Origin of the sequence: Pseudomonas sp. NBRC 111130, assembly GCF_001320485.1 — a bacterium.
In the GTDB taxonomy this organism is placed as follows: Bacteria; Pseudomonadota; Gammaproteobacteria; order Pseudomonadales; family Pseudomonadaceae; genus Aquipseudomonas; species Aquipseudomonas vlassakiae.
This window is the reverse complement of record NZ_BCBG01000014.1, coordinates 121,847-142,352: the sequence shown is the minus strand read 5'-3', so window position 1 is coordinate 142,352 and position 20,506 is coordinate 121,847. Positions and strand designations below refer to the sequence as shown.

Here is a 20,506-nt window from a genome sequence, read left to right as displayed (position 1 = left end):
GTCCAGTGGTCCGCCGACGGCGCCGTACCTTGGCGCATGCCTATACTGGTAGGAGCACCTCGTTGGGGAGCCTGTCGATGTTCGCTCTGATGCAAAGCACCCGTACCCAGTCGCTGCACCTGTTCATTGACCCGCCCACTGGCCTCAAGGCCGTAGTGGCGATTCACAGCGAAAAATTGGGCCCTGCAGTGGGGGGGTGTCGCTACCTGCCCTATGCCGATGACGAGAGCGCCATGACCGATGCCATCCGCCTGGCCCAAGGCATGAGTTACAAGGCAGCACTGGCGGGCCTGCCGTTGGGTGGCGGCAAGGCGGTGATCATGCGCAACCCGCATGTGGAAAACCGTGCGGCACTGTTCGAGGCGTTCGGCCGCTTCATCGATACCTTGCAAGGGCGTTTCATCATTGCCGTCGACAGTGGTACCTCAACCCTGGACATGGACTGCATTGCCCAGAGCACACCGCATGTGACCAGCACCACGGCCTCTGGCGACCCGTCACCGCATGCTGCCATGGGCGTGTTCGCCGGCATACGCGCCACCTCGCAGGCACGCCTGGGCAGCAGCAACCTCGAAGGCTTGCGCGTCGCTGTGCAGGGGCTGGGCAATGTCGGTTATGCCTTGGCCGAGCAACTGCATGCGGCAGGGGCGGAGTTGCTGGTCAGCGACCTGGACCCTGGCCGCGTACGCTTGGCGGTAGAGCAGTTCAATGCTCACCCGGTGACCAATGACGCCCTGATCAGCACCCCTTGCGATATTTTCGCGCCCTGTGGCGTGGGCCCGGTGCTCAATGGCCAGACGGTGATGCAGCTGCGTTGCGCGGCGGTGGCGGGGGCGGCCAACAATCAGCTGACCACCTTGCAGGTGGCGGATCAGCTGGAGTCGCGCGGCATTCTGTATGCCCCTGACTACGTGATCAATGCCGGTGGCCTGATCTACGTAGCGCTGAAGCATCACGGAGGCGACCTGGGTACCATCACTGCGCATCTGGCGCGGATACCGACGCGGTTGACCGAGGTGTTCGGCCATGCCCAGGCGGAAAAGCGCTCCCCGGCCAGAGTGGCGCAGATGCTGGCCGAGCGCATGTTGTACGGTTGAGGGCCTGGCGCAACTGCCTCAATCATGCATGAGCCAGGGCCTCAGTTGCTTGAGGTTGGAGACCACTACCTGTTGCGCTTCAGGGCTGGTCGCCACGTTGCGTGGGTCGATCTGATGGCGCTGCAGCACATACTTGACCAGAGCCCTGCGGCTCGGCACCACCAGTCGCCCGTCAATCATGCCGAAGTCGGCTTCGATGATTGCCTTCTGCGCCTCGTTCAAACGCTCGTCGGGCTTGAAGATCACCGCAATTTCGGCATTCCAGTCTTCATCCTGTGCCCGGGGGTTGGGCGACTCGTCCAGCAGGCCCGGCTGCCCGCGCAAACGGCTGAGTACGAAGTCGCGGTACTGACGGTTCTTTTCACAGTACGCCCGCACATGCCAGCGCATGCCGGTGTAGACCAGCGTGTGCGGGGCGATGAGGCGTATTTCGACGTTCGGCGTGTTGAGTGAAACGTACTCGGTTTCCAGGCGCAGGCCTTCACGGCAGGCCTTGAGCAGGGGGCGCAGAACTTCTGGCCGAATGGGCCGGTCCGGTACTTCGAGCACCTTGGTGTGGGCGTAGGCCAGTGCCAGGCCGTCAATGTGCGGAGCGCGTTCACCGTTCTGATACAGCAGTTGCAGGTAGGCGCTTGCGCTGTCCTCGATGAACTTGGGTATGAACTGATTGCTGGGTACATAACCCTTGAGCTGTTTGTCGTACACCAGGTTCTTCGGCGCATGCTCGGTGATATAGGTATTGATGTCCTTGGATGCCTGCTGCCGGCTGATTCCGAAGCTCTGCATCAGGTGGCCGGTGGTCAGGCGGCCTTCCCACCAGGCGACGGTCTCGATCAGCTTGTAGCGCAGTGCCAGGTCCCAGCGCACCTGCTCGACGGTTTGCCTGCGTTTCATGATCTCTCCTGGGAAGGCATGCCTGGGAGGCGCCTTGCAGGCGGTGACCCCGACTCTGAGGTGCGGCCTACTCGCTGGCTTTTTCCGCTGTATCCAGCTCAGCCAAAGCCGCCGCATTGCTCTTGAACGCCGCTGCAAACACAGCCCTGTTCTTGGCCATGAAGATGCTGGCCTCTTCGGCGATGTTTTCATCCAGCCCAGGTACGTGTTTAACCAGAACCTGAGTAAGCACCTCGGCCAGTTCCAGCATCTGGTCGTGGGCATCTGCGAGTTTGCGGTCCAAGAACGTGGTCTCCAAATCGCGCGTGCTGCGGTAAAGAATCTCAACAGCCATACGAGGCCTCTCGGTCAGTGGGGCAGGGGCGCTGTGGTGCGCCTGCTGCTGTGCGGTTCAGTTGCTATCCAGGCAGTCGGGCAGAATGCCGCCACCGAATACTGTATCTATATACAGTAATGGCAAGGCAGTCATTTCGCAACCGGAAATTGTAGCTGTACCGAATTCGCTCGCTGCCCGTGCCTTGCGGCAATCGGTCGCCTTCCAAGGCAGGGGCCTGGCCCTTTAACTGCATGGCACAAGCGTCACAGGCGTGACGCATCATCCTTCATGTCGTATCGGGGAATCGCACATCGTGGATATCAAATGGGCTGAAAAACTGCGCAAGGGCCTGCACGGCTCGGCCGACGCGCTGGGCAACCTGTGCGTGGAAGCGTTCCACTACCTGGCGCTGTTCGGCATTGGCGCGATTACCGCCTACGCGGCGGTGGTAACGTTCCTGGACATGCTTGGCAAGGGCGGGGTCAGCGTCGACGACATCCTGCTGCTGTTCATCTACCTGGAGCTGGGGGCGATGGTCGGTATCTACTTCAAGACCAACCACATGCCCATTCGCTTCCTGCTGTATGTGGCGATCACCGCGCTGACGCGCCTGCTGATTGGCGACGTGTCGCACCACAAGGCGCCGGACGAGGGGCTGTTGTACGTGTGCGGTGGTATCTTGCTGCTGGCGTTCTCGATCCTGGTGGTGCGCTACGCCTCTTACCGCTACCCCTCGACCAAGGTGCTGGACGCCAGCGGCAAGGAAGTGGAGGAGGGTAAGTGAGGGGCTAACCGGCTACCGCTGGCAATGGGCTCAGGCATCGTTGAATCCTGGCTGGCGCCTGGCAGAGCGTCGTGACACCGGGTCGCGCACGGTGGCGCCGACAGGAGAATAAATTGAGCACAAATACCGAAGCTGTACATGCCCACCTGAAGCAGGTGCTTGCGCCGTTGGGGCTCGACCCGAATGGGGTGTATGTCACCGAAGTCGCCGATGTCGTCGAATTGAAAGTGGTCGCCAGCCGGTCCCTGGTGGAGGAGTCGTTGTACTGGCTCAAGCGAGGCCAGGAGCCCACTTACGACCAGGGCCTGGTCGGTCTGTTCCACCGCTCCAATAGCTTTGATGCCGCGCACCGCGTAGGTAACTGGCGCCTGAGGGAGTTGGAGAAAGCAATCGGCGAGATGCTGAGGCTGGCCTGATCCTCAGTTGGCCACGCTCACTGCTGCGAACGGGCGGGCGTCAGGGCGCGTATCGCGGGTCAGGGCGGCCAACACCTGCAACGGGTTCTGCCCCAGTTCGATCGCAAGGCCCAGGCGGATGCTGTCGATGACCCGTTGCAGGCGCACAGGGTCGTTGCGCTGGGCCTGGCTGATGAGGCGCTTGGCAACCACGCCGGCGTCATCGGAAAGGGTCAGCATGATGCTGCCGTCCAGCCGTTCGATACTCAGGTTGATCCGGTATTCGGAGGCGAAGGCGGCGCTGATCTGTTCAAATGGATTGTTCATGGTCTGGGTCCGCAGTGGATGACTGCAGAAGTTGACCGGGTAACCTGCACGATGGTTCACCCCCATTGATCGGTGCAAACCAAAACGCCCGGCGCGAGCCGGGCGTTGTTGTTCAGGGAGCCTGTCAGGCGTCGGGGTCGGTCAGTTCCAGTACCCCGCGCTTGCTGCGCAGTTTGCCGTAGAAGTGTTCCAGCGCATTGTTCAGCTTGCTGGCGGCACCGTCGACCGCCTGGTCCAGTGAGGTGGCAGTGTGGGTCACGGAAATCGGCTGATGGCCTTTCGGGCGAGCCTCCAACTGGCAGCGTTTGTCATGCGGGCCGGGCTTGGCGCCGTTCTCGTCACGCAGATGCACCTCGATGCGGGTGAGGTCGTCGTCATAGCGTTCGAGGGTGGCTTCCAGCGTACTGCGGACCCACTCGTTGAGACGGATGTTGCCTTCGATATGGTTGCTGCTGTTGACCTGGATTTGCATGATTCCAATCCTTATTCAGCTTGCTCGCATGGAGGCGTGCCTAGGCCATTGAGGGCCTTGGTATTTCTGCGCCTCTTGACTCTAAGGTCAGGCAACGGCGAAACGAATACAACCCCTTTTTGAAAATAAATTTTCTGTAGCAAATTCATTAGAGGGGGCCGCCAACATGGATTCGCCGCGAGCCTGGCAGCGCCTGTGCGATCGAGCGCCGCGCGGGCGGCGCTCGGTCTCATAGGCGCTGAATATCTGACGGCGAACACCCGATAGCCTCCATAGAGATTTTGCTTATGAGAATTAAACTCATTACTATTGCATCCCCATTCCCCGGACCCTCGCCATGAAGCGCTCCGCCGCCGGACTCCCTCTCAGCTATCGCCTGGCCGTGGTTTCACGCAGCCTGGCGGCATTGCTGGGCGGCTATCTGCTGGCGTCGTCGATCAGTGTCTGCCTGGCCCTGCTGTTGCCGTTGCCCCAGGTCGACGCCACGCTGTCCGGCCTGATGCTCTCGTTTGTGTTCTACCTGCTGGCCTTCATCTGGTGCTTCGCCTGCCGCAGCGCCTTGCGTGCCTGGCTTGGCGTGTTGTTGCCGAGCCTGGTGCTGGGCCTGCTCGGCGGGTTCGCCTACTGGATGAAGAACCCATGAAGGAAGGCTTCCGCCAGGCCATGGCCTGGCTGCACACCTGGACTGGCCTGATATTCGGCTGGCTGCTGTTTGCCATCTTCCTGACCGGCACCCTGTCGTACTTCAAGGAAGAGGTCAGCCACTGGGCGCAGCCGGAAGTGCGCCGCCATACGCTCGACCCGGTGACCAGCCTGGGCTTGGCCCAGCGCTATCTGGAGCGCAACGCCGCGCACTCGGACAGCTGGATGATCCGCCTGCCGAGCGAGCGCGACGCCGCCTTGAACGTCGGCTGGCGCGACCCCGAGGGTGGGCCTCGGGGCTTTGTCAGGAAGAATCTGGATGCACAGAGCGGGCAGCCGGTCGATGCGCGCGAAAGCCGTGGCGGCGAGTTCTTCTACCGCTTCCATTTTGAACTGCAGATGCCCTATCCATGGGGCCGCTGGCTGTCGACGCTGTGTGCCTTCATCATGCTGCTGGGGTTGGTCACCGGGATCATTACCCACAAGAAGATCTTCAAGGAGTTCTTCACTTTCCGCCCTGGCAAGGGCCAGCGCTCATGGCTGGATGGCCACAATGCCATTGGCGTGCTGGTGCTGCCGTTCCACCTGATGATCAGCTACAGCAGCCTGGTGCTGTTCATGTACATGGTCATGCCGGCCAGCATCATGGCCAGTTACGGCAATACCAACGGGTACTTCAATGACCTGTTCGGCCGCGACCAGGCACCCAAGCCAGCCCATGTCGCCGCGCCTCTGGTGCCGCTGGCGAGCCTCCATGCCAAGGTGCAGGCGCTGGTGCCGGGCGCACGCATCGGGCTTATCCAGGTGCAGAACGCGGGCGATCGCAATGCCCGTGTCGTCTTCACCCAGTCATCGGCGGATAACGTCCCCTACAAGCGCAGTGCCAACTGGACCTTCGATGGGGCCTCTGGCGAACTGCTGAAACAGGGCGCGCCGGAAAGCGCCGCGATGATGACCTCGTTCAGTTTCGCCGGCCTGCACATGGGCAACTACGCCGGGCCTTGGCTGCGTTGGTTGTACTTCGCCTTCGGGCTTGCCGGCACGGCGGTGATCGGCACCGGCCTGGTGATGTGGCTGGGCAAACGCCAGCTCAAGCATGCCAGGAGCGAACGTCTGCCGGGCGAGTTGCGCCTGGTCGAAGTGCTCAACATCGCCAGCATGAGTGGCCTGGTGCTGGCCGTGGCCGGTTTCTTCTGGGCCAACCGGTTGCTGCCGGTGGCACTGCATGGGCGTGCTGACTGGGAGGTGAACACGTTCTTCCTGGTCTGGCTGGCGTCACTGCTGCATGCCGTGCTGCGCCCGGGGCGCAGGGCCTGGGGCGAGCAGCTGGCAATGGGGGCACTGGCTTTTGCCCTGTTGCCGTTGCTCAACGCCTTGAGCACCGGCCAGGGGTTGAACGTCTCTGTGCCTGAGGGTGACTGGGCCATGGCCGGTTTCGACCTTACCGCCCTGGCGTGTGGGCTGTTCCTGGCCTGGGCCGCGAGCAAGATGCTGCGCCCACCTAAGCCCGTCGCAAAACGTGCGGCGAAGGCGGCCAAGGTCTCGCCCAAAATGGTCGAGGTGCAGTGATGCTGAGCATTGCCCTGATCGGTTTCGCCGGCTTCGCCGCGCTGTGCCTGGCGATGGAAAAGCACTTCAACGAGCTGCTAAAGCACAAGCCTCGCCCGGCCCAGTTGCGTGCACTGCGCGCTGGCGGTTGGCTGCTGCTCATATTGTCCCTGGTGCTATCCGTTCACTGTCGTGGCTGGGCCCACGGGCTGGTGGAGTGGGCCGCGCTGTTGATGGCCGGCGTTACCCTGTGGGTGTTCGGTCTGCCTTACATGCCGCGGGCGTTGCTGGGCCTGGCTGCCGCCAGCCTGGTACTGGGCCCGCTGTTGGCCGTGGTTGCGGGGTGATGCCTTGAGCGAAATCGAGAGCGACAGCACCCGCGCGCGTTTCCTCGAGGTTTTCCTCGCCCAGCGTGCGCGCATGGAGGCGTTGGTCAGCCGTCGGGTAGGCTGCCGCGCTACTGCGTCCGACCTGGTGCAAGAGCTGTTCCTGCGCTTCTGGCGTCGCCCCGAGGTCAAGGTCGAAGCGCTCGATACCTACCTGCTGCGCTGTGCCGGCAACCTTGCCATCGATCATCTGCGCAGTGCAGGCAGTCGCGAACGCCTTGCCGAAGCCTCGCTGCAGCGTGATGAAGCGGCTCTGGCCCAGGCGCCAGAGCAGGCCGTCGAGGTCGATCATGACCTGCAGCGCATTGAAGCCGCCCTGCGAGCGCTGCCTGAGCGTACCCGGCAGATTTTTCTGCTCAACCGCGTCCACGGCTGCAAGTACGGCGAGATCGCCAAGGCCATGCAGCTTTCCCAGAGCAGTGTGGAAAAGCATATGATGCGCGCCCTCGAAGCGTGCAAGGCCAGTGTTGCCGAGCCCGCGACCTTCACTCGCAGGCCTGGGAGCGCCCGCCGATGAGCCACCCAGACCCGGTTACCGCTGCCCAGTCCGAGGCTGCCTTGCAGTGGCTGATCCGCATCAACGAGCAGCCTGAAGCGGCAAGCAGTGCGCCGTTCAAGCGCTGGTTGCTGGCCGATCCCAAGCATCGCCAAGCCTATGCCGAAGCCCAGTTGCTGATGCAGCTCAGCGAAACACCGGCAGCGCGTCTGGCGCAAGAACAGCATGAAGACCTGCAGCCTTACTTGCTGGCCATGGCCAAGCCACCCGGCAAAAGCCACTGGCGACGCGTTGGCATGGCGTTGGCAGCGGCGTGCCTGGTGCTGGCGGTCAGCGTGGCGGGTGGCTGGCGGCCGGGTGACTGGTTACTGGACCTGCAGGCCGATTTCAGCAGCAGTGATGCGATTCGCCAGGTAACCCTGGCGGACCAGTCGCAGGTGACCCTGGATGCGGGCAGCGCCATCGCCCTCGATTTCCGGCAAGGTGAACGCCGTGTACGCCTGCTGCATGGCGCAGCGTTCTTCGAGGTTACCCATACCGGGCAGCCATTCGTGGTGGAAGCGGCTGGCGGCGAGGTTCGGGTGCTGGGTACGCAGTTCGAAGTGCGTGACCAAGGGCAGGGTGCACAGGTCATCGTCCGCAGTGGGCGTGTGGCCGTCATCCCGGCCGCGGGGCAGGCCGGCCAGATACTGACGGCCAACCAGCAACTGGCCTATGCCGATGGGCACGCAGGCGAGCTGGCGAGTGTCGACGGCGACAGCCGCCTGGCCTGGCGCCAAGGCTGGCTGAACTATTACCAGGTGCCGCTGGCGCAGGTAGTGGCAGACCTGGGTCGGTACTACCCCGGCCGTATCGTGTTGTTGGATGGAGTATTGGGGCAGCGCAAGGTGAGCGGCAGTTTCCCGGTGGATGAGCCTTTGGCTGCACTGGATTCGCTAGGCAAGGTGCTGGGTTTCTCGCGGCAAACCTTGCTGGGGCGGCTGACCGTGATCCGCTGAAAAAAAATTGCAAAAGCGGATGAGGTAACCAGACGCAGCATCCGTGTAATGAGTGGAAGTGCGATTCATTCGCAGTAATAACCCTCTCACAGGTCAGCGTCCATGAAGTTCACCCCGCGTTGCGTCTCCCTCTGGTTTGGCCTTGCAGTGTGCCCGGCCATCACCGCTGCCCCTGGCCTCATGGCCGCCGAGCAACTGCAACTGCACGCTTTCGACCAGCCCGGCCAACCGCTGGCCCAGGCCCTGAGCGCCTTCAGCCGTGCCACTGGCCAGAGTGTCGTCTACAGCCTCGAACTGCCTGCTGTGCAGGCCCCGGCCCTCAATGGCTCGTTCAGCGCCGAGCAGGCCCTGCAACGGCTGCTGGGTAGCAGTGGGCTGACCTGGCGCCGCCTTGATGCACGCACCCTGACGCTCGAACCTGTAGATACCTCTGGCGCCCTCAACCTGCAGGCCACCACGGTGACCTCGCAAATGGACAGCTACAGCTATCAGCCACCCGCCAGTGCCTCGATCATGCGCGGCCAGGGCCCCGCCCAGGACATCCCGCAGGCGATCAACGTGGTACCGGCCCAGGTCATCCGCGATCAGGCCCCACGCAACCTTGACGACGCGTTGGCCAATGTCAGTGGCATTACCCAGGGCAACAACTTCGGTGGCACGTCCGACACGGTGATGAAACGCGGCTTCGGTGACAACCGCGACGGCTCGATCATGCGTGACGGCATGCCGGTGGTGCAGGGCCGCAGCCTCAATGCCACTACCGAGCGGGTCGAAGTGCTCAAGGGCCCGGCCTCGCTGCTGTACGGCATCCAGGACCCGGGTGGGGTGATCAACGTGGTCAGCAAGCGCCCGCAACTGCAGCAGTACAACGCCCTGACCGTGCGCGGTTCCACTTACGGCAGCGGCAAGAATGGCAGCGGCGGCGGCTTCGACAGCACCGGCGCGTTGGGCGACAGCAACTTCGCCTACCGCCTGACCGTCGATCACGAGGACGAGGATTACTGGCGCAACTTCGGCGTGCACCGCGAATCGCTGGTGGCGCCATCGTTGGCCTGGCTCGGCGAAGACACCCAGGTAGTGCTGGCCTACGAGCACCGCGAATTCCTCTATCCGTTCGACCGCGGCACGGCATTCGGCAGCAACGGCCACCCGCTGGACATCCCGGCCACCCGCCGCCTGGACGAGCCGTTCAACGACATGGAAGGGCGCTCCGACCTGTACCGCCTGGAGGTCGATCACCAACTGGCCGACGACTGGAAGCTGCACTTCGGCTACAGCTTCAACCGCGAAACCTACGATGCCAGCCAGGTTCGCGTTACCGGCGTGAACGAGGCCAAGGGCACGCTGACGCGCAGCATCGACGGCACCCACAACGCCATGAGCCGCGACCAGTTCGCCACCGTGAGCCTCAATGGCAATGTCGAGTTGGCCGGTATGCAGAACGACCTGCTGTTCGGTATCGACCACGAAGACCGCAAGATCTTTCGTGGCGACCTGATCCGTCAGACCTCTCGATCGGCCTTCAGCTACCTGAATCCAGTGTACGGCCAGGAGGTGGAGGGCAGCACGGTGCGTGCGAGCGACAGCGACCAGACCGACAAGCTGCGCACCGACGCCTTGTTCGTGCAGGACGCGCTGCACCTGGACGAGCACTGGATTCTGGTGGCAGGCGCGCGCTACCAGCAGTATGACCAGTACGCCGGCCGCGGTCGCCCGTTCAAGGCCAATACCGACAGCAACGGCCAGGCCTGGGTGCCGCATGCGGGCATCGTCTACAAGGTCGATGACCAGCTGTCGTTCTATGGCAGCTACAGCGAGTCGTTCAAGCCCAACTCCAGCATCGCCCCGCTGACCGGGGGCGTGGTGCTGGATTCCTCGGTGGCGCCGGAGGAGGGCAAGTCCTGGGAGCTGGGCGCCAAGCTCGACATGCCGGGCAGCCTCACCGGTACCCTGGCGCTGTTCGATATCACCAAGCGCAACGTGCTGGTTTCCAACTTCGACAGTGGCACTGGCGAGACGGTCTACAGCAACGCCGGGGAAGTCAGCTCACGCGGCGTGGAGCTCGACCTGACCGGGCAGCTCAGCGAGCGCTGGAGCCTGATCGGCAGTTACGCCTTCACCGATGCCAAGGTGACCAAGGACCCCGACCTTGAAGGCAACCGCCTGCAGAACGTGGCCCGGCATACCGGTTCGCTGTCGGCGGTGTATGACTTCGGCAGCCTGCTGGGTGGCGATCGCCTGCGTTTCGGCGCCGGGGCGCGCTATGTGGGTGAGCGGTCGGGGAACGCGACCAACACGTTCGACCTGCCGAGCTATACCGTGGCTGATGCATTCGCCACCTATGAGACCAAGCTTGACGAGCACAATGTGCGCTTGCAACTGAACGTGAAGAACCTGTTCGACAAGGTCTACTACAGCTCGGCGGTCAACCAGTATTTCGTGGCGATTGGCGATGCGCGGCAGGTGAGCCTGTCGAGTACCTTCGAGTTCTGAGCCTTGTACCGCCTGTGCCGGCCTTTTAGCGGCTAAAGCCGCTGCAACAGGGATATCACAGGTTTTGAAAACTGTGCAGTACTTGTGGGCTTTAGCCGCGAAGGGCCAGACGGTAATCGCCAGGGGTTGCACCGAATGCCTGGCGGAAGCGGTTGCTGAAATGGCTGGCACTGGCAAACCCGCACAATAGTGCCACCTGGCCCAACGGCAATTCGCCCAGGCGCAAGAGCTGGCAGGCCCGATGTAGCCTGCGCGCCAGCAGGTACTGATGCGGCGGCAGGCCAAAGCTGGTGCGGAACATCCGCGCAAAGTGGTACTCGGACAGGTTGCAGCGCAGTGCCAGTTCTCCCAGGGTGATCGGCTGGTCGAGATGCGCCTCGATGTACTCCACCAGCTGTCGGCGCAGGCTCGGCGCCAACCCGCCTTTCAGGCGCAACCCTTGGCGCAGGCCAACCTGGTTGAGCACGGCATGGTCGACGATCTCATGGGCCAGGCTGCTGGCCAGCAGACGCTCGGCGGGCTCATCCCAGTCCAGCGTGATCAACTGGCGAAAGCGCACGGATTGTTGCGGGTCATCGAGGAAGGTCGCTTCCTGAAGTTGCAGTTCGCGTGGCTCGCGATCGAGCAGGCGCACACAACCCAAGGCGAACTGCGCTTCGCTGATGTACAGGTGGGCCAGGCGAATTGCACCGTTCACCACCCAGTTCGACTCGTGCCCTGCCGGCATGATGCACAGCTTGTTTGGCGCGCCCTTGTCGGCCGGGCGCTGGCGACGAAAGGTGCCGGTGCCGTCGGCGATATAGCACGACAGCGTGTGATGGCTCGGCGCCTGGTAGTCGCGCGCATCGTCGCGGTTGCGCCACAACGCCGCCGCCAAGCCGTCGCCCAGGTGCGCGCTCAGCTCCAGCCGGGCGTTGGGCGAGGCGTGCATGGCGTTGAACACTTGCAGTTGGGTGAGTGGGGGCATGGGCAATTCCTCTGGCCTCATCCTACTGCGCCCGCGTTGCGCTGACAGCCACCCAGGGGCGAAAAGCGCAAGTTTGTGCAAGCGCGTGGCGGCGGGCAGGGAGAACACTGACGGCGTTGAAACTTCAAAGGCCCAAGGAACCGCCGCCATGAACCTCGCTCTGTACCTGCTCACCGTCCTGATCTGGGGCACCACCTGGATCGCCTTGAAACTGCAACTGGGCGTAGTCGCCATCCCGGTGTCGATCGTCTACCGCTTCGCCCTGGCCGGCCTGATCCTGTTCACCATGCTTCTGCTCAGCCGCCGCCTGCAGCCGATGAATCGGCGTGGCCACCTGATCTGCCTGGCGCAGGGCTTGTGCCTGTTCTGTGTCAACTTCATGTGCTTCCTCACCGCGAGCCAGTGGGTTGCCAGCGGCCTGATCGCCGTGGTGTTCTCCACAGCCACCTTGTGGAATGCCCTCAATGCCCGGATCTTCTTCGGCCAGAAGATCGCCAGCAATGTCCTTGCGGGCGGTGCGCTTGGCTTGCTCGGCCTGGGCTTGCTGTTCTGGCCCGAGCTGTCGCACCACGCGGCCAGCCGCGAAACCCTCTACGGCCTTGGCCTGGCACTGCTTGGCACGCTGTGTTTCTCGGCTGGCAACATGCTCTCCAGCATGCAGCAGAAGGCCGGGCTCAAGCCCATGACCACCAATGCCTGGGGCATGCTCTACGGCGCGGCGATGCTGGCGGTGTATTGCCTGGTCAGCGGCATCCCTTTCGCCATGGAATGGAACACCCGCTACATCGGTTCGCTGATGTATCTGGTCATCCCAGGCTCGGTGATCGGTTTCACCGCCTACCTGACCCTGGTCGGGCGCATGGGGCCGGAGCGGGCTGCCTACTGCACCGTGCTGTTCCCGCTGGTGGCGCTGAACGTGTCGGCGTTTGCCGAAGGCTACCAGTGGACGACACCGGCGCTGCTGGGCCTGGTGGCGGTGATGGCGGGCAATGTGCTGGTGTTCCGCAAACCACGGCCCAAGCCGGCTGCGGCCTTAGCATGAGGCGGTCAGACAGCGGGGCTGTTGTCTGTCGGCTGGCCGCGAGAGATGCGGGGCAGCTGCTGCTGGATGGTGAACTCAACGCGCGCCGGTTTGATGCCGCTGAATGGGCAGTGGCTGGCCTCTTCGCGGGCACGCCCGCTCCCACTGGATCACCACAGGCTTGAGCCTTGTGCGGTACCTGTGGGAGCGGGCGCGCCCGCGAAGAGGCCGGTACAGGCGCTAGAGCATTATCAACCTTTCCAAACCTGTGGATTCACCAGATCCCGTGGCCGCTCACCGAGCAACGCTGCCCGCAGGTTCTCCATCGCCCGGTTGGCCATGGCCTCTCGGGTTTCGGCAGTCGCCGAACCAATGTGCGGCAAGGTCAGCGCATTGGGCAGCTGGAACAGCGGCGATTCGTTCAGCGGCTCCTTCTCATACACATCCAGGCCGGCGCCGCGAATAGTGCCACTCTGCAGCGCCTCGATCAGCGCCGCCTCGTCGACCACCGGTCCGCGGGCGATGTTGATCAGGAACGCGCTCGGTTTCATCAGCTTCAGTTCACGGGCGCCGATCAGCTTGCGCGTGGCGTCCGACAGCGGCACCACCAGGCAGACGAAGTCGGCCTCGGCCAGCAGCTGCTCCAGGCTGCGGTACTGGGCGCCCAGCTCCTGCTCAAGGGCAGCCTTGCGGCTGTTGCCAGCGTACAGGATCGACATGTTGAAGCCGAAGCGGCCACGGCGGGCGACGGCGGCGCCGATGTTGCCCAGGCCGACGATGCCCAGCGTCTTGCCATGCACATCGCTACCGAAGTGCGAAGGGGCCACCGTGGCCTGCCAGTTGCCGGCCTTGGTCCAGGCGTCGAGTTCGGCGGTGCGGCGGGCGCAGCCCATGATCAGCGAGAAACCCAGGTCGGCGGTGCTTTCGGTGAGCACGTCCGGAGTGTTGGTCAGGGCGATGCCGCGCTCGTTGAAATAGTCGACGTCATAGTTGTCGTAGCCGACCGAGACGCTGGACACCACTTCGAGCTTGCCTGCACCTTCGAGCTGCGCGCGGCCTAGCTTGCGGCCAGCGCCGATCAGGCCGTGGGCCTCGGGCAGGGCTTCGTTGAACTGGGCACTGATGTCGCCGAGCTTGGGGTTCGGCACGATCACGTTGAAGTCTTGCTGCAGGCGCTCGGCCATGGCGGGGGTGATGCGGCTGAAGGCCAGGACGGTCTTTTTCATCGGCAACTTCTCGGGGCGGTGGGTCGGGTTGATTGGTTAGCAACCTACCATTGTCCACCGCCGCCGTGCAGCAGCTTTTTCAGTTGGCGATCAGCAATTCGTGGGTTTTCAGGTCGGCTTCATGGGCCGCCAGAATTTCCGGCAGCGAGTTGCGCAGGTACTCGACCCAGGTCTTGATCTTGGCATCCAGGTATTGGCGCGAAGGGTAGATGGCATACAGGTTGAGCTCCTGCAGCCGGTACTCCGGCATCACCCGCACCAGGCTGCCGTCGCGCAAACCATCGATCACCGAGTAGATCGGCAACACCCCCATGCCCATGCCACTGCGGATCGCAGTTTTCATCGCATCCGCCGAGTTGACCTGGAACGGTGAGCTGGTGATGTTGACCAGCTCCTGGCCCTCCGGGCCGTCGAACAGCCATTTTTCCAGTGGAATCACCGGGCTGACCATGCGCAGGCAGGCATGCTTGAGCAGATCGACCGGTTTATGTGCAAAACCGTGCTTGGCCACGTACTCGGGCGATGCGCAGACAATGCTGTAGGTGATGCCCAGGCGTTGCGAGACGAAGCCCGAGTCCGGCAGCTCGGTGGCCAGCACGATGGACACGTCGTAACCCTCGTCGAGCAGGTCGGGCACGCGGTTGGCCATGGTCAGGTCGAAGGTCACGTCCGGGTGCGATTCGCGGTAGCGGGCGATGGCGTCTACCACGAAGTGCTGACCGACCCCGGTCATCGAATGCACCTTCAATTGCCCGGCAGGCCGGGCATGGGCATCGCTGGCTTCGGCTTCGGCTTCTTCGACATAGGTAAGGATCTGTTCACAGCGCATCAGGTAACGCTTGCCGGCCTCGGTCAGGGCGATGCGTCGGGTGGTGCGGTTGAGCAGCCGGGTTTGCAGATGGGCTTCCAGGTTGGAGACCGCCCGCGACACGTTCGCGGTGGTCGTATCCAGTTGCGCCGCGGCAGCGGTAAAGCTGCCTAGCTGGGCTACGCAACTGAAAGCACGCATGTTTTGCAGGGTGTCCATGGGTCACTCTCAAGGTAGAGGACAAAATTGTGTCACGAAGTAACGCGAATGTGCGTTCGACCAAAGCCGGATTATCGCCGTTTCGGTAACAAAGATTCGCAAGAATATACGCTTATCGCCAGTGCGGCGGCCCCCTAGAATTGCGCGGCCCCTCCACCTCTTCCTCGGGAAATCGCAGCTGTGCCGCGTCGCATCATCAGAACGCTTCAAGTGTTCAGTGCCTGTGCCCTTTGTCTCACCTTGAGCGGCTGTATCGGAACCTGGGGTATCGCCCCGCAAAGCAAGACCCTGCAAGCCAACACCTTGATCACCGACGCGGCCATTCGCGAAGCGGCCAGCGACGCGCACTGGCCTGACCAGCGCTGGTGGCAGGCCTATGGCGACCCACAACTCGACCGCTGGATCGACCTCGCCGTAGCCGGTAGCCCAAGCCTGGCCATGGCCGCTGCGCGTGTGCGTGAAGCCAAGGCCATGGCCGGTGTGGTCGAGTCGGCGGAAAAGCTCCAGGTCAAAGGTGACGCCACGCTCAAGCGGCACAACTGGCCCGAGGACCAGTTCTACGGCCCTGGTGCGCTGTCGGGCGCCAACACCTGGGACAACAACGCCGCCATCGGCTTCAGCTACGCGCTGGACCTGTGGGGCCGCGAACGCAATGCCAGCGAGCAGTCGGTCGACCAGGCGCACATGAGCGTGGCCGAGGCCCGCCAGGCGCAGCTGGAACTGCAGAACAATGTGGTACGTGCCTACATTCAGCTGAGCCTGCAGTTCGCCCAGCGCGATATCGTCAAGGCCGAGCTGGAACAGCAGGAGCAGATCCTGGCCCTGGCCAAGCGCCGCCTGGATGGCGGCATCGGCACCCATTTCGAGGTCAGCCAGGCCGAGGCACCGCTGCCCGAAACCCATCGCCAGCTCGACAGCTTCGACGAGGAAATCGCCCTGACCCGTAACCAGTTGGCGGCGCTGGCCGGTAAAGGGCCGGGGGAGGGCGCGCAATTGCAACGGCCGAGCCTGGCCCTCGCGGCCCCGCTGAAGCTGCCGTCGAACCTGCCTGCCGAACTGGTCGGCCAGCGCCCGGACGTGGTCGCCAGCCGCTGGCAGGTCGCCGCCCAGGCCCGTGGCATCGATGTCGCCCATGCCGGCTTCTTCCCCAACGTCGACCTGGTCGGCAGCCTCGGCTTCATGGCCACTGGCGGTGGTCCGCTGGAATTCCTGACAGGGCGCAAGTTCAACTACAACGTCGGCCCGGCGATCAGCCTGCCGATCTTCGACGGTGGCCGCCTGCGCTCGCAGCTGGGCGTAGCCTCGGCGAGTTATGACGTAGCGGTGGCGCGCTACAACCAGACCGTGGTCGGCGCTCTGAAGAACATTTCAGATCAACTGATCCGCCGTGAATCGATGAAGGAACAGTCGCACTTCGCTGCCCAATCGGTGGCCGCTGCGCAGAAGACCTACGACATCGCCATGGTGGCCTTCCAGCGCGGCCTGACCGACTACCTCAATGTGCTCAATGCGCAGACCTTGCTGTTTCGCCAACAGCAGGTGCAGCAGCAGGTGCAGGCTGCCCGCCTGATCGCCCATGCCGAACTGGTCACCGCCCTGGGTGGCGGCCTGCAGGCTGGCCGGGACGTGCCGCAGGAAGAACGCCAGGCCGCGCCGAAAACCCCGGCCACCCTGGCGATTTTCGACAAGAAGGCGGATGACGCCGAATGAGCACTTCCAGTTTGCCCGTGCGCTGGCTGCAGAGCCTGGAATGGCGCCGGGGCTTCTTCGCCTGGGCGCGCACCGACGGCGTGACCTGGGTGTACATCTTCAAGGTGCTTGCGGCCGCGTTCATTACCCTGTGGCTGGCCATGCGCCTGGAACTGCCGCAACCGCGCACGGCGATGATCACCGTGTTCATCGTCATGCAGCCGCAAAGCGGCCATGTGTTCGCCAAGAGCTTCTACCGGGTGCTCGGTACCCTGGCCGGTTCGGCGATGATGGTCGCGCTGATCGCCATCTTCCCGCAGAACACCGAGCTGTTCCTGCCCAGCCTGGCGGTGTGGGTCGGCCTGTGCTCGGCCGGCGCCATGCGCTACCGCACTTTCCGCGCCTATGGCTTCGTCCTCGCGGGCTACACCGCGGCGATGATCGGCCTGCCCGTGCTGCAGCACCCGGACCTGGCATTCATGGCGGCCGTATGGCGGGTGCTGGAGATCGCCCTGGGCATCCTGGTGTCGACCTTCGTCAGCGCCGCGGTCCTGCCGCAGTCGGCCAGTGCCGCCATGCGCAACGCCCTGTATCAGCGTTTCGGCGTGTTCGCCGGGGTCGTCGTGGAAGCCTTGCGCGGCGATAGCCAGCGCGACCGCTTCGAGGCCAGCAACGTGCGCTTCGTCGCCGAAGCGGTGGGGCTGGAGAGCCTGCGCAACGTTACCGCCTTCGAAGACCCGCACATGCGTCGCCGCTCTGGCCGATTGGTGCGCATGAACAGCGAGTTCATGGCCATTACCACGCGCTTCAACGCTTTGCACCGCCTGCTTGAGCGCCTGCGCGCGCGCGGCCCGCTACAGATCGTCGGCGCCATCGAGCCTGGCCTGAACACCTTGGTGGAGCTGTTGCAGCCCTATGTGGGCCGGGCCCTGACCGACGCCGATGCGCTGCGCCTGACGCTGGAGCTGGCGGCCTACAAGGAAGGCCTGCAGGCGCAGGTGCGTAGCTTGCGCGCCGACTATCTGGCCACCCAGCCCAGCGAAGCCGACCTGCTGGACTTTCACACCGCGTTCGAACTGCTCTACCGCTTCGTCGACGAGATGTACAGCTACGCCGAAACCCACGCTTCGCTGGCCGCGCACAAACACCAGCGCGAGCAATGGGATGAGCCCTACGTGGCGCAGACCAGCTGGCTGGTATCGCTGGCTGCCGGGGTGCGCGCTTGCGCGGTGCTGTTGCTGCTGGGCAGTTACTGGCTGATGAGCGACTGGCCCAGCGGCGCCATGATGACCCTCATCGCCACCGTCACCGTGGGTCTCTCGGCCGCTTCGCCGAACCCCAAGCGCATGTCGTTCCAGATGGCCTGTGGCACGGCGATCGGGGCCTTCATCGGCTTCTTCGAAACCTTCTTCGTGTTCCCCTGGATCGACGGCTTCGCGCTGCTGTGCATGGTCCTGGCGCCGGTGTTCGTGCTCGGTGCGTTCCTCTCGTCGCGACCGGCGTACGCCGGTTACGGCATCGGCCTGCTGGTGTTCTTCGCCATCGGCTCGGTGCCGAACAACCTGACGGTCTATGACCCGTACAGCTTCATCAACGACTACATCGGCATGGTCATCGGCATGTTCGTCTGCGCCGCAGCCGGCGCGATCATCCTGCCGCCGAACAGCCGCTGGCTGTGGAGTCGCCTGGAGCAGGAGCTGCGCGGGCAGGTGCTGTTCGCCATCAGCGGCCGCCTGCGAGGGCTTGGTTCGGCCTTCGAAAGCCGCACCCGCGACCTGTTGCACCAGGCCTATGGCCTGGCTGCCGGCAAGCCGCAGGTACAGAGCCAGCTGATGGGCTGGATGTTCACCGTGCTGGAGATCGGCCACGCCATCATCGAACTGCGCAAGGAGCAGGCCCGGGCGCCGATTCACCCGGCCTACGCCGAGTCACAACCGTGGCGCCAGGCCATTCGTGTCATGGGCCGCGCCCTGGCCCGCCTGTTCCTGCAGCCCAGCGCCAGCAACCACGAACGTGCCCTGGTCGCGGTGGACCACGCCATCGCTCGCGTGCAGGCCACCGACGAACCCTTCGCCCGGCACTTCGACACCTCGGTGCTGCGCCGGGTGCAGAGCTACCTGCACTTCATCCGTTCTTCACTGCTGGACCCACAGTCGCCGCTGGCACCGGCGAAAGGACTGAATCATGCCCCGTGAAATCGCCTTCCATGGCGTATACATGCCCACCATGACCCTGATGTTCCTGTTCGCCCTGGGCCTGGCCTGGGGCCTGGACCGGTTCATCGCCAGCCATGATGGCTACCGCTTCTTCTGGCACCCGGCGCTGCTGCGCCTGAGCCTGTTCGTCTGCCTGTTCGGCGCCCTGGCGCTGTCGCTCTACTGGTGAGAATCCTTCGATGAAAAAGTTCTTCAGCCTGATCGCCACCCTGCTGGTGCTGGCCGCTGCCGTGGTGATCGGACGCCAGTTGTGGCTGCACTACATGACCACGCCGTGGACCCGCGACGGCCGCGTGCGTGCCGACATCATCAACGTCGCCGCCGACGTGCCGGGCTATGTGGTGGACGTCCCGGTCAAGGATAACCAACGGGTCAAGAAGGGTGACCTGCTGATCCAGATCGACCCTGAGCATTACCAACTGGCGGTCGATCAGGCCAAGGCTCTGGTCGCCTCGCGCAAGGCCACCTGGGAAATGCGCAAGGTCAACGCCAAGCGCCGTGCCGACATGGACAACCTGGTGATCTCCAAGGAAAACCGCGACGACGCCAGCAACATCGCCAGCTCCGCCCTGGCCGACTACCAGCAGGCCCAGGCTGAACTGGCAGCGGCCGAGCTGAACCTCAAACGCACCCATATCGTCGCCACGGTGGACGGTTACGTGACCAACCTGAACATCCACAAGGGCGACTATGCGCGTACCGGTGAAGCGGTGATGGCGGTGGTCGACGAGAACTCGTTCTGGGTATACGGCTTTTTCGAGGAGACCAAGCTGCCGCACGTGAAGGTTGGCGACCAGGCCGAGCTGCAGATGATGAGCGGCGAGCGCATCAAGGGGCATGTGGAGAGCATCGCCCGCGGCATCTACGACCGCGACAACCCACAAAGCCGCGAACTGATCGCCGATGTGAACCCGACCTTCAACTGGGTGCGCCTGGCGCAGCGGGTGCCGGTGCGCATTCACATCGATGAAGTGCCGGACGGGTTCCTGCTGGCGGCGGGGACGACCTGTACGGTGGTGGTGAAGCCGAGCGAGGGATAATCGAACGTCAAGCAGCTCAAGGTTGGGGAGCCAAGGTCAGAGGGCGGCTGGCTCATGACCTGAAAACCGCCTTTCCCGCGATGAAGGGGTTCTCTCGGGCCAATCTGATGTACATGCGTGCGTTTGCTGAAGCTTGGCCAGATGAGGCAATTGTCCAACAGGCTGTTGGACAATTGCCTTGGGGCCATAATCTGGTGCTGCTGACGAAGCTTAAGAAACCGGACGAGAGGCTTCCAGTTCGCACCATTCATCTTCTGCCAACAGAGGTTGATCCAGGTTGACCTCTGCATCACCCACGAGCTTGTCGAGGCGAGCGATGAGCTCAGCATCGACAACCTGCAGCCGTTGAGGATTGGTTGCGATGTCGTGAGCCATAAACTTCAGGAACTGGCCTAGCACGTGATCGTCCTCGGTTGCCTCTGCGTGGGTTAGCCCATCAGGCTAATGCGATTGCATTATCTGGTCAATTCAA

General features: G+C 63.5%; 21 protein-coding genes and 2 pseudogenes. 15 read left to right on the top strand and 8 right to left on the bottom strand.

What is annotated here, in order from left to right; all coding sequences use genetic code 11:
• Positions 1-77: 77 nt before the first annotated feature.
• Entirely contained in the window at positions 78-1,097 is a 1,020-nt protein-coding gene (locus APH33_RS08515) for a Glu/Leu/Phe/Val dehydrogenase dimerization domain-containing protein (RefSeq protein ID WP_054884708.1), read from the top strand.
• Positions 1,098-1,115: 18 nt separating this feature from the next.
• Here APH33_RS08515 and APH33_RS08510 read toward each other — a convergent pair whose 3' ends face one another.
• Entirely contained in the window at positions 1,116-1,991 is an 876-nt protein-coding gene (locus APH33_RS08510; RefSeq protein ID WP_054884707.1) for a WYL domain-containing protein, read from the bottom strand.
• A gap of 67 nt (positions 1,992-2,058) precedes the next feature.
• Positions 2,059-2,325, bottom strand: coding sequence for a YebG family protein (locus APH33_RS08505; protein ID WP_054884706.1), 267 nt, complete (start codon positions 2,323-2,325; stop codon positions 2,059-2,061).
• Positions 2,326-2,620: 295 nt separating this feature from the next.
• Here APH33_RS08505 and APH33_RS08500 point away from each other — a divergent pair, with 295 nt between their 5' ends.
• Both APH33_RS08500 and APH33_RS08495 read left to right on the top strand, forming a co-directional pair.
• Positions 2,621-3,091 (top strand): phosphate-starvation-inducible protein PsiE, encoded by a 471-nt coding sequence (locus APH33_RS08500; RefSeq protein ID WP_054884705.1) that lies wholly within the window; start codon positions 2,621-2,623, stop codon positions 3,089-3,091.
• A 113-nt stretch (positions 3,092-3,204) separates the two neighbouring features.
• Positions 3,205-3,507 carry a hypothetical protein gene (locus tag APH33_RS08495; RefSeq protein ID WP_054884704.1) on the top strand — a complete coding sequence of 101 codons (303 nt, stop codon included), beginning with the start codon at positions 3,205-3,207 and terminating at the stop codon, positions 3,505-3,507.
• Between the two features lie 3 nt (positions 3,508-3,510).
• Here APH33_RS08495 and APH33_RS08490 read toward each other — a convergent pair whose 3' ends face one another.
• Positions 3,511-3,813: a DUF3509 domain-containing protein gene (locus APH33_RS08490; RefSeq protein ID WP_054884732.1), complete on the bottom strand. Its 303-nt coding sequence runs from the start codon at positions 3,811-3,813 to the stop codon at positions 3,511-3,513.
• Between the two features lie 124 nt (positions 3,814-3,937).
• On the bottom strand, positions 3,938-4,285 hold the full coding sequence (locus tag APH33_RS08485) for an HPF/RaiA family ribosome-associated protein (RefSeq protein WP_054884703.1): 348 nt from the start codon (positions 4,283-4,285) through the stop codon (positions 3,938-3,940).
• A gap of 337 nt (positions 4,286-4,622) precedes the next feature.
• Here APH33_RS08485 and APH33_RS08480 point away from each other — a divergent pair, with 337 nt between their 5' ends.
• The 6 genes from APH33_RS08480 to APH33_RS08455 all read left to right on the top strand — a co-directional run bounded on the left by APH33_RS08480 (position 4,623) and on the right by APH33_RS08455 (position 10,848).
• On the top strand, positions 4,623-4,928 hold the full coding sequence (locus APH33_RS08480; protein ID WP_054884702.1) for a DUF3649 domain-containing protein: 306 nt from the start codon (positions 4,623-4,625) through the stop codon (positions 4,926-4,928).
• Positions 4,925-6,496, top strand: coding sequence for a PepSY domain-containing protein (locus APH33_RS08475; RefSeq protein ID WP_054884701.1), 1,572 nt, complete (start codon positions 4,925-4,927; stop codon positions 6,494-6,496). Before APH33_RS08480 ends, APH33_RS08475 begins: the two co-directional genes overlap by 4 nt.
• On the top strand, positions 6,496-6,822 hold the full coding sequence (locus APH33_RS08470) for a DUF3325 domain-containing protein (protein WP_054884700.1): 327 nt from the start codon (positions 6,496-6,498) through the stop codon (positions 6,820-6,822). The genes APH33_RS08475 and APH33_RS08470 overlap by 1 nt, the downstream gene beginning before the upstream one ends.
• A 4-nt stretch (positions 6,823-6,826) precedes the next feature.
• Positions 6,827-7,378: an RNA polymerase sigma factor gene (locus APH33_RS08465; protein WP_256218605.1), complete on the top strand. Its 552-nt coding sequence runs from the start codon at positions 6,827-6,829 to the stop codon at positions 7,376-7,378.
• Positions 7,375-8,355: a FecR domain-containing protein gene (locus APH33_RS08460; protein WP_054884698.1), complete on the top strand. Its 981-nt coding sequence runs from the start codon at positions 7,375-7,377 to the stop codon at positions 8,353-8,355. Before APH33_RS08465 ends, APH33_RS08460 begins: the two co-directional genes overlap by 4 nt.
• Before the next feature lie 102 nt (positions 8,356-8,457).
• Positions 8,458-10,848: a TonB-dependent receptor gene (locus APH33_RS08455; RefSeq protein ID WP_054884697.1), complete on the top strand. Its 2,391-nt coding sequence runs from the start codon at positions 8,458-8,460 to the stop codon at positions 10,846-10,848.
• 91 nt (positions 10,849-10,939) lie between these two features.
• Here APH33_RS08455 and APH33_RS08450 read toward each other — a convergent pair whose 3' ends face one another.
• Entirely contained in the window at positions 10,940-11,815 is an 876-nt protein-coding gene (locus APH33_RS08450; RefSeq protein ID WP_054884696.1) for a helix-turn-helix domain-containing protein, read from the bottom strand.
• A 148-nt stretch (positions 11,816-11,963) separates the two neighbouring features.
• On the opposite strand from APH33_RS08450, the gene APH33_RS08445 reads away from it, so the two are divergent.
• Positions 11,964-12,857, top strand: a complete 894-nt coding sequence (locus APH33_RS08445; RefSeq protein WP_054884695.1) for a DMT family transporter — start codon at positions 11,964-11,966, stop codon at positions 12,855-12,857.
• 230 nt (positions 12,858-13,087) lie between these two features.
• On the opposite strand, the gene APH33_RS08440 is transcribed toward APH33_RS08445, so the two are convergent.
• Positions 13,088-14,062 (bottom strand): D-glycerate dehydrogenase, encoded by a 975-nt coding sequence (locus tag APH33_RS08440; protein ID WP_054884694.1) that lies wholly within the window; start codon positions 14,060-14,062, stop codon positions 13,088-13,090.
• A 79-nt stretch (positions 14,063-14,141) separates the two neighbouring features.
• Positions 14,142-15,089, bottom strand: coding sequence for a LysR family transcriptional regulator (locus APH33_RS08435; RefSeq protein ID WP_027918463.1), 948 nt, complete (start codon positions 15,087-15,089; stop codon positions 14,142-14,144).
• 180 nt (positions 15,090-15,269) lie between these two features.
• Here APH33_RS08435 and APH33_RS08430 point away from each other — a divergent pair, with 180 nt between their 5' ends.
• The 5 genes and pseudogenes from APH33_RS08430 to APH33_RS26480 form a co-directional block, all read left to right on the top strand.
• On the top strand, positions 15,270-16,799 hold the full coding sequence (locus APH33_RS08430) for an efflux transporter outer membrane subunit (RefSeq protein ID WP_054884693.1): 1,530 nt from the start codon (positions 15,270-15,272) through the stop codon (positions 16,797-16,799).
• Positions 16,796-18,973, top strand: a complete 2,178-nt coding sequence (locus APH33_RS08425; RefSeq protein ID WP_054884692.1) for an FUSC family protein — start codon at positions 16,796-16,798, stop codon at positions 18,971-18,973. The genes APH33_RS08430 and APH33_RS08425 overlap by 4 nt, the downstream gene beginning before the upstream one ends.
• On the top strand, positions 18,963-19,163 hold the full coding sequence (locus tag APH33_RS08420) for a DUF1656 domain-containing protein (RefSeq protein WP_008097766.1): 201 nt from the start codon (positions 18,963-18,965) through the stop codon (positions 19,161-19,163). Before APH33_RS08425 ends, APH33_RS08420 begins: the two co-directional genes overlap by 11 nt.
• 10 nt (positions 19,164-19,173) lie before the next feature.
• Positions 19,174-20,034, top strand: coding sequence for an HlyD family secretion protein (locus APH33_RS08415; RefSeq protein WP_054884691.1), 861 nt, complete (start codon positions 19,174-19,176; stop codon positions 20,032-20,034).
• Positions 20,031-20,264: pseudogene (locus APH33_RS26480) on the top strand (DUF1016 N-terminal domain-containing protein); the annotation flags it as partial. The gene APH33_RS08415 and the pseudogene APH33_RS26480, both read left to right, overlap by 4 nt.
• Here APH33_RS26480 and APH33_RS08410 read toward each other — a convergent pair.
• Positions 20,245-20,454 (bottom strand): annotated as a pseudogene (locus APH33_RS08410) (type II toxin-antitoxin system PrlF family antitoxin); the annotation flags it as partial. The pseudogenes APH33_RS26480 and APH33_RS08410 overlap by 20 nt on opposite strands.
• Between the last annotated feature and the right edge of the window lie 52 nt (positions 20,455-20,506).

Coding starts and splice junctions, on each gene's coding strand:
- APH33_RS08515 (WP_054884708.1), top strand. CDS start 78: ATGTTCGCTCTGATGCAAAGCACCCGTACCCAGTCGCTGCACCTGTTC.
- APH33_RS08510 (WP_054884707.1), bottom strand. CDS start 1,991: ATGAAACGCAGGCAAACCGTCGAGCAGGTGCGCTGGGACCTGGCACTG.
- APH33_RS08505 (WP_054884706.1), bottom strand. CDS start 2,325: ATGGCTGTTGAGATTCTTTACCGCAGCACGCGCGATTTGGAGACCACG.
- APH33_RS08490 (WP_054884732.1), bottom strand. CDS start 3,813: ATGAACAATCCATTTGAACAGATCAGCGCCGCCTTCGCCTCCGAATAC.
- APH33_RS08485 (WP_054884703.1), bottom strand. CDS start 4,285: ATGCAAATCCAGGTCAACAGCAGCAACCATATCGAAGGCAACATCCGT.
- APH33_RS08480 (WP_054884702.1), top strand. CDS start 4,623: ATGAAGCGCTCCGCCGCCGGACTCCCTCTCAGCTATCGCCTGGCCGTG.
- APH33_RS08475 (WP_054884701.1), top strand. CDS start 4,925: ATGAAGGAAGGCTTCCGCCAGGCCATGGCCTGGCTGCACACCTGGACT.
- APH33_RS08470 (WP_054884700.1), top strand. CDS start 6,496: ATGCTGAGCATTGCCCTGATCGGTTTCGCCGGCTTCGCCGCGCTGTGC.
- APH33_RS08460 (WP_054884698.1), top strand. CDS start 7,375: ATGAGCCACCCAGACCCGGTTACCGCTGCCCAGTCCGAGGCTGCCTTG.
- APH33_RS08455 (WP_054884697.1), top strand. CDS start 8,458: ATGAAGTTCACCCCGCGTTGCGTCTCCCTCTGGTTTGGCCTTGCAGTG.
- APH33_RS08450 (WP_054884696.1), bottom strand. CDS start 11,815: ATGCCCCCACTCACCCAACTGCAAGTGTTCAACGCCATGCACGCCTCG.
- APH33_RS08445 (WP_054884695.1), top strand. CDS start 11,964: ATGAACCTCGCTCTGTACCTGCTCACCGTCCTGATCTGGGGCACCACC.
- APH33_RS08440 (WP_054884694.1), bottom strand. CDS start 14,062: ATGAAAAAGACCGTCCTGGCCTTCAGCCGCATCACCCCCGCCATGGCC.
- APH33_RS08435 (WP_027918463.1), bottom strand. CDS start 15,089: ATGGACACCCTGCAAAACATGCGTGCTTTCAGTTGCGTAGCCCAGCTA.
- APH33_RS08425 (WP_054884692.1), top strand. CDS start 16,796: ATGAGCACTTCCAGTTTGCCCGTGCGCTGGCTGCAGAGCCTGGAATGG.
- APH33_RS08420 (WP_008097766.1), top strand. CDS start 18,963: ATGCCCCGTGAAATCGCCTTCCATGGCGTATACATGCCCACCATGACC.
- APH33_RS08415 (WP_054884691.1), top strand. CDS start 19,174: ATGAAAAAGTTCTTCAGCCTGATCGCCACCCTGCTGGTGCTGGCCGCT.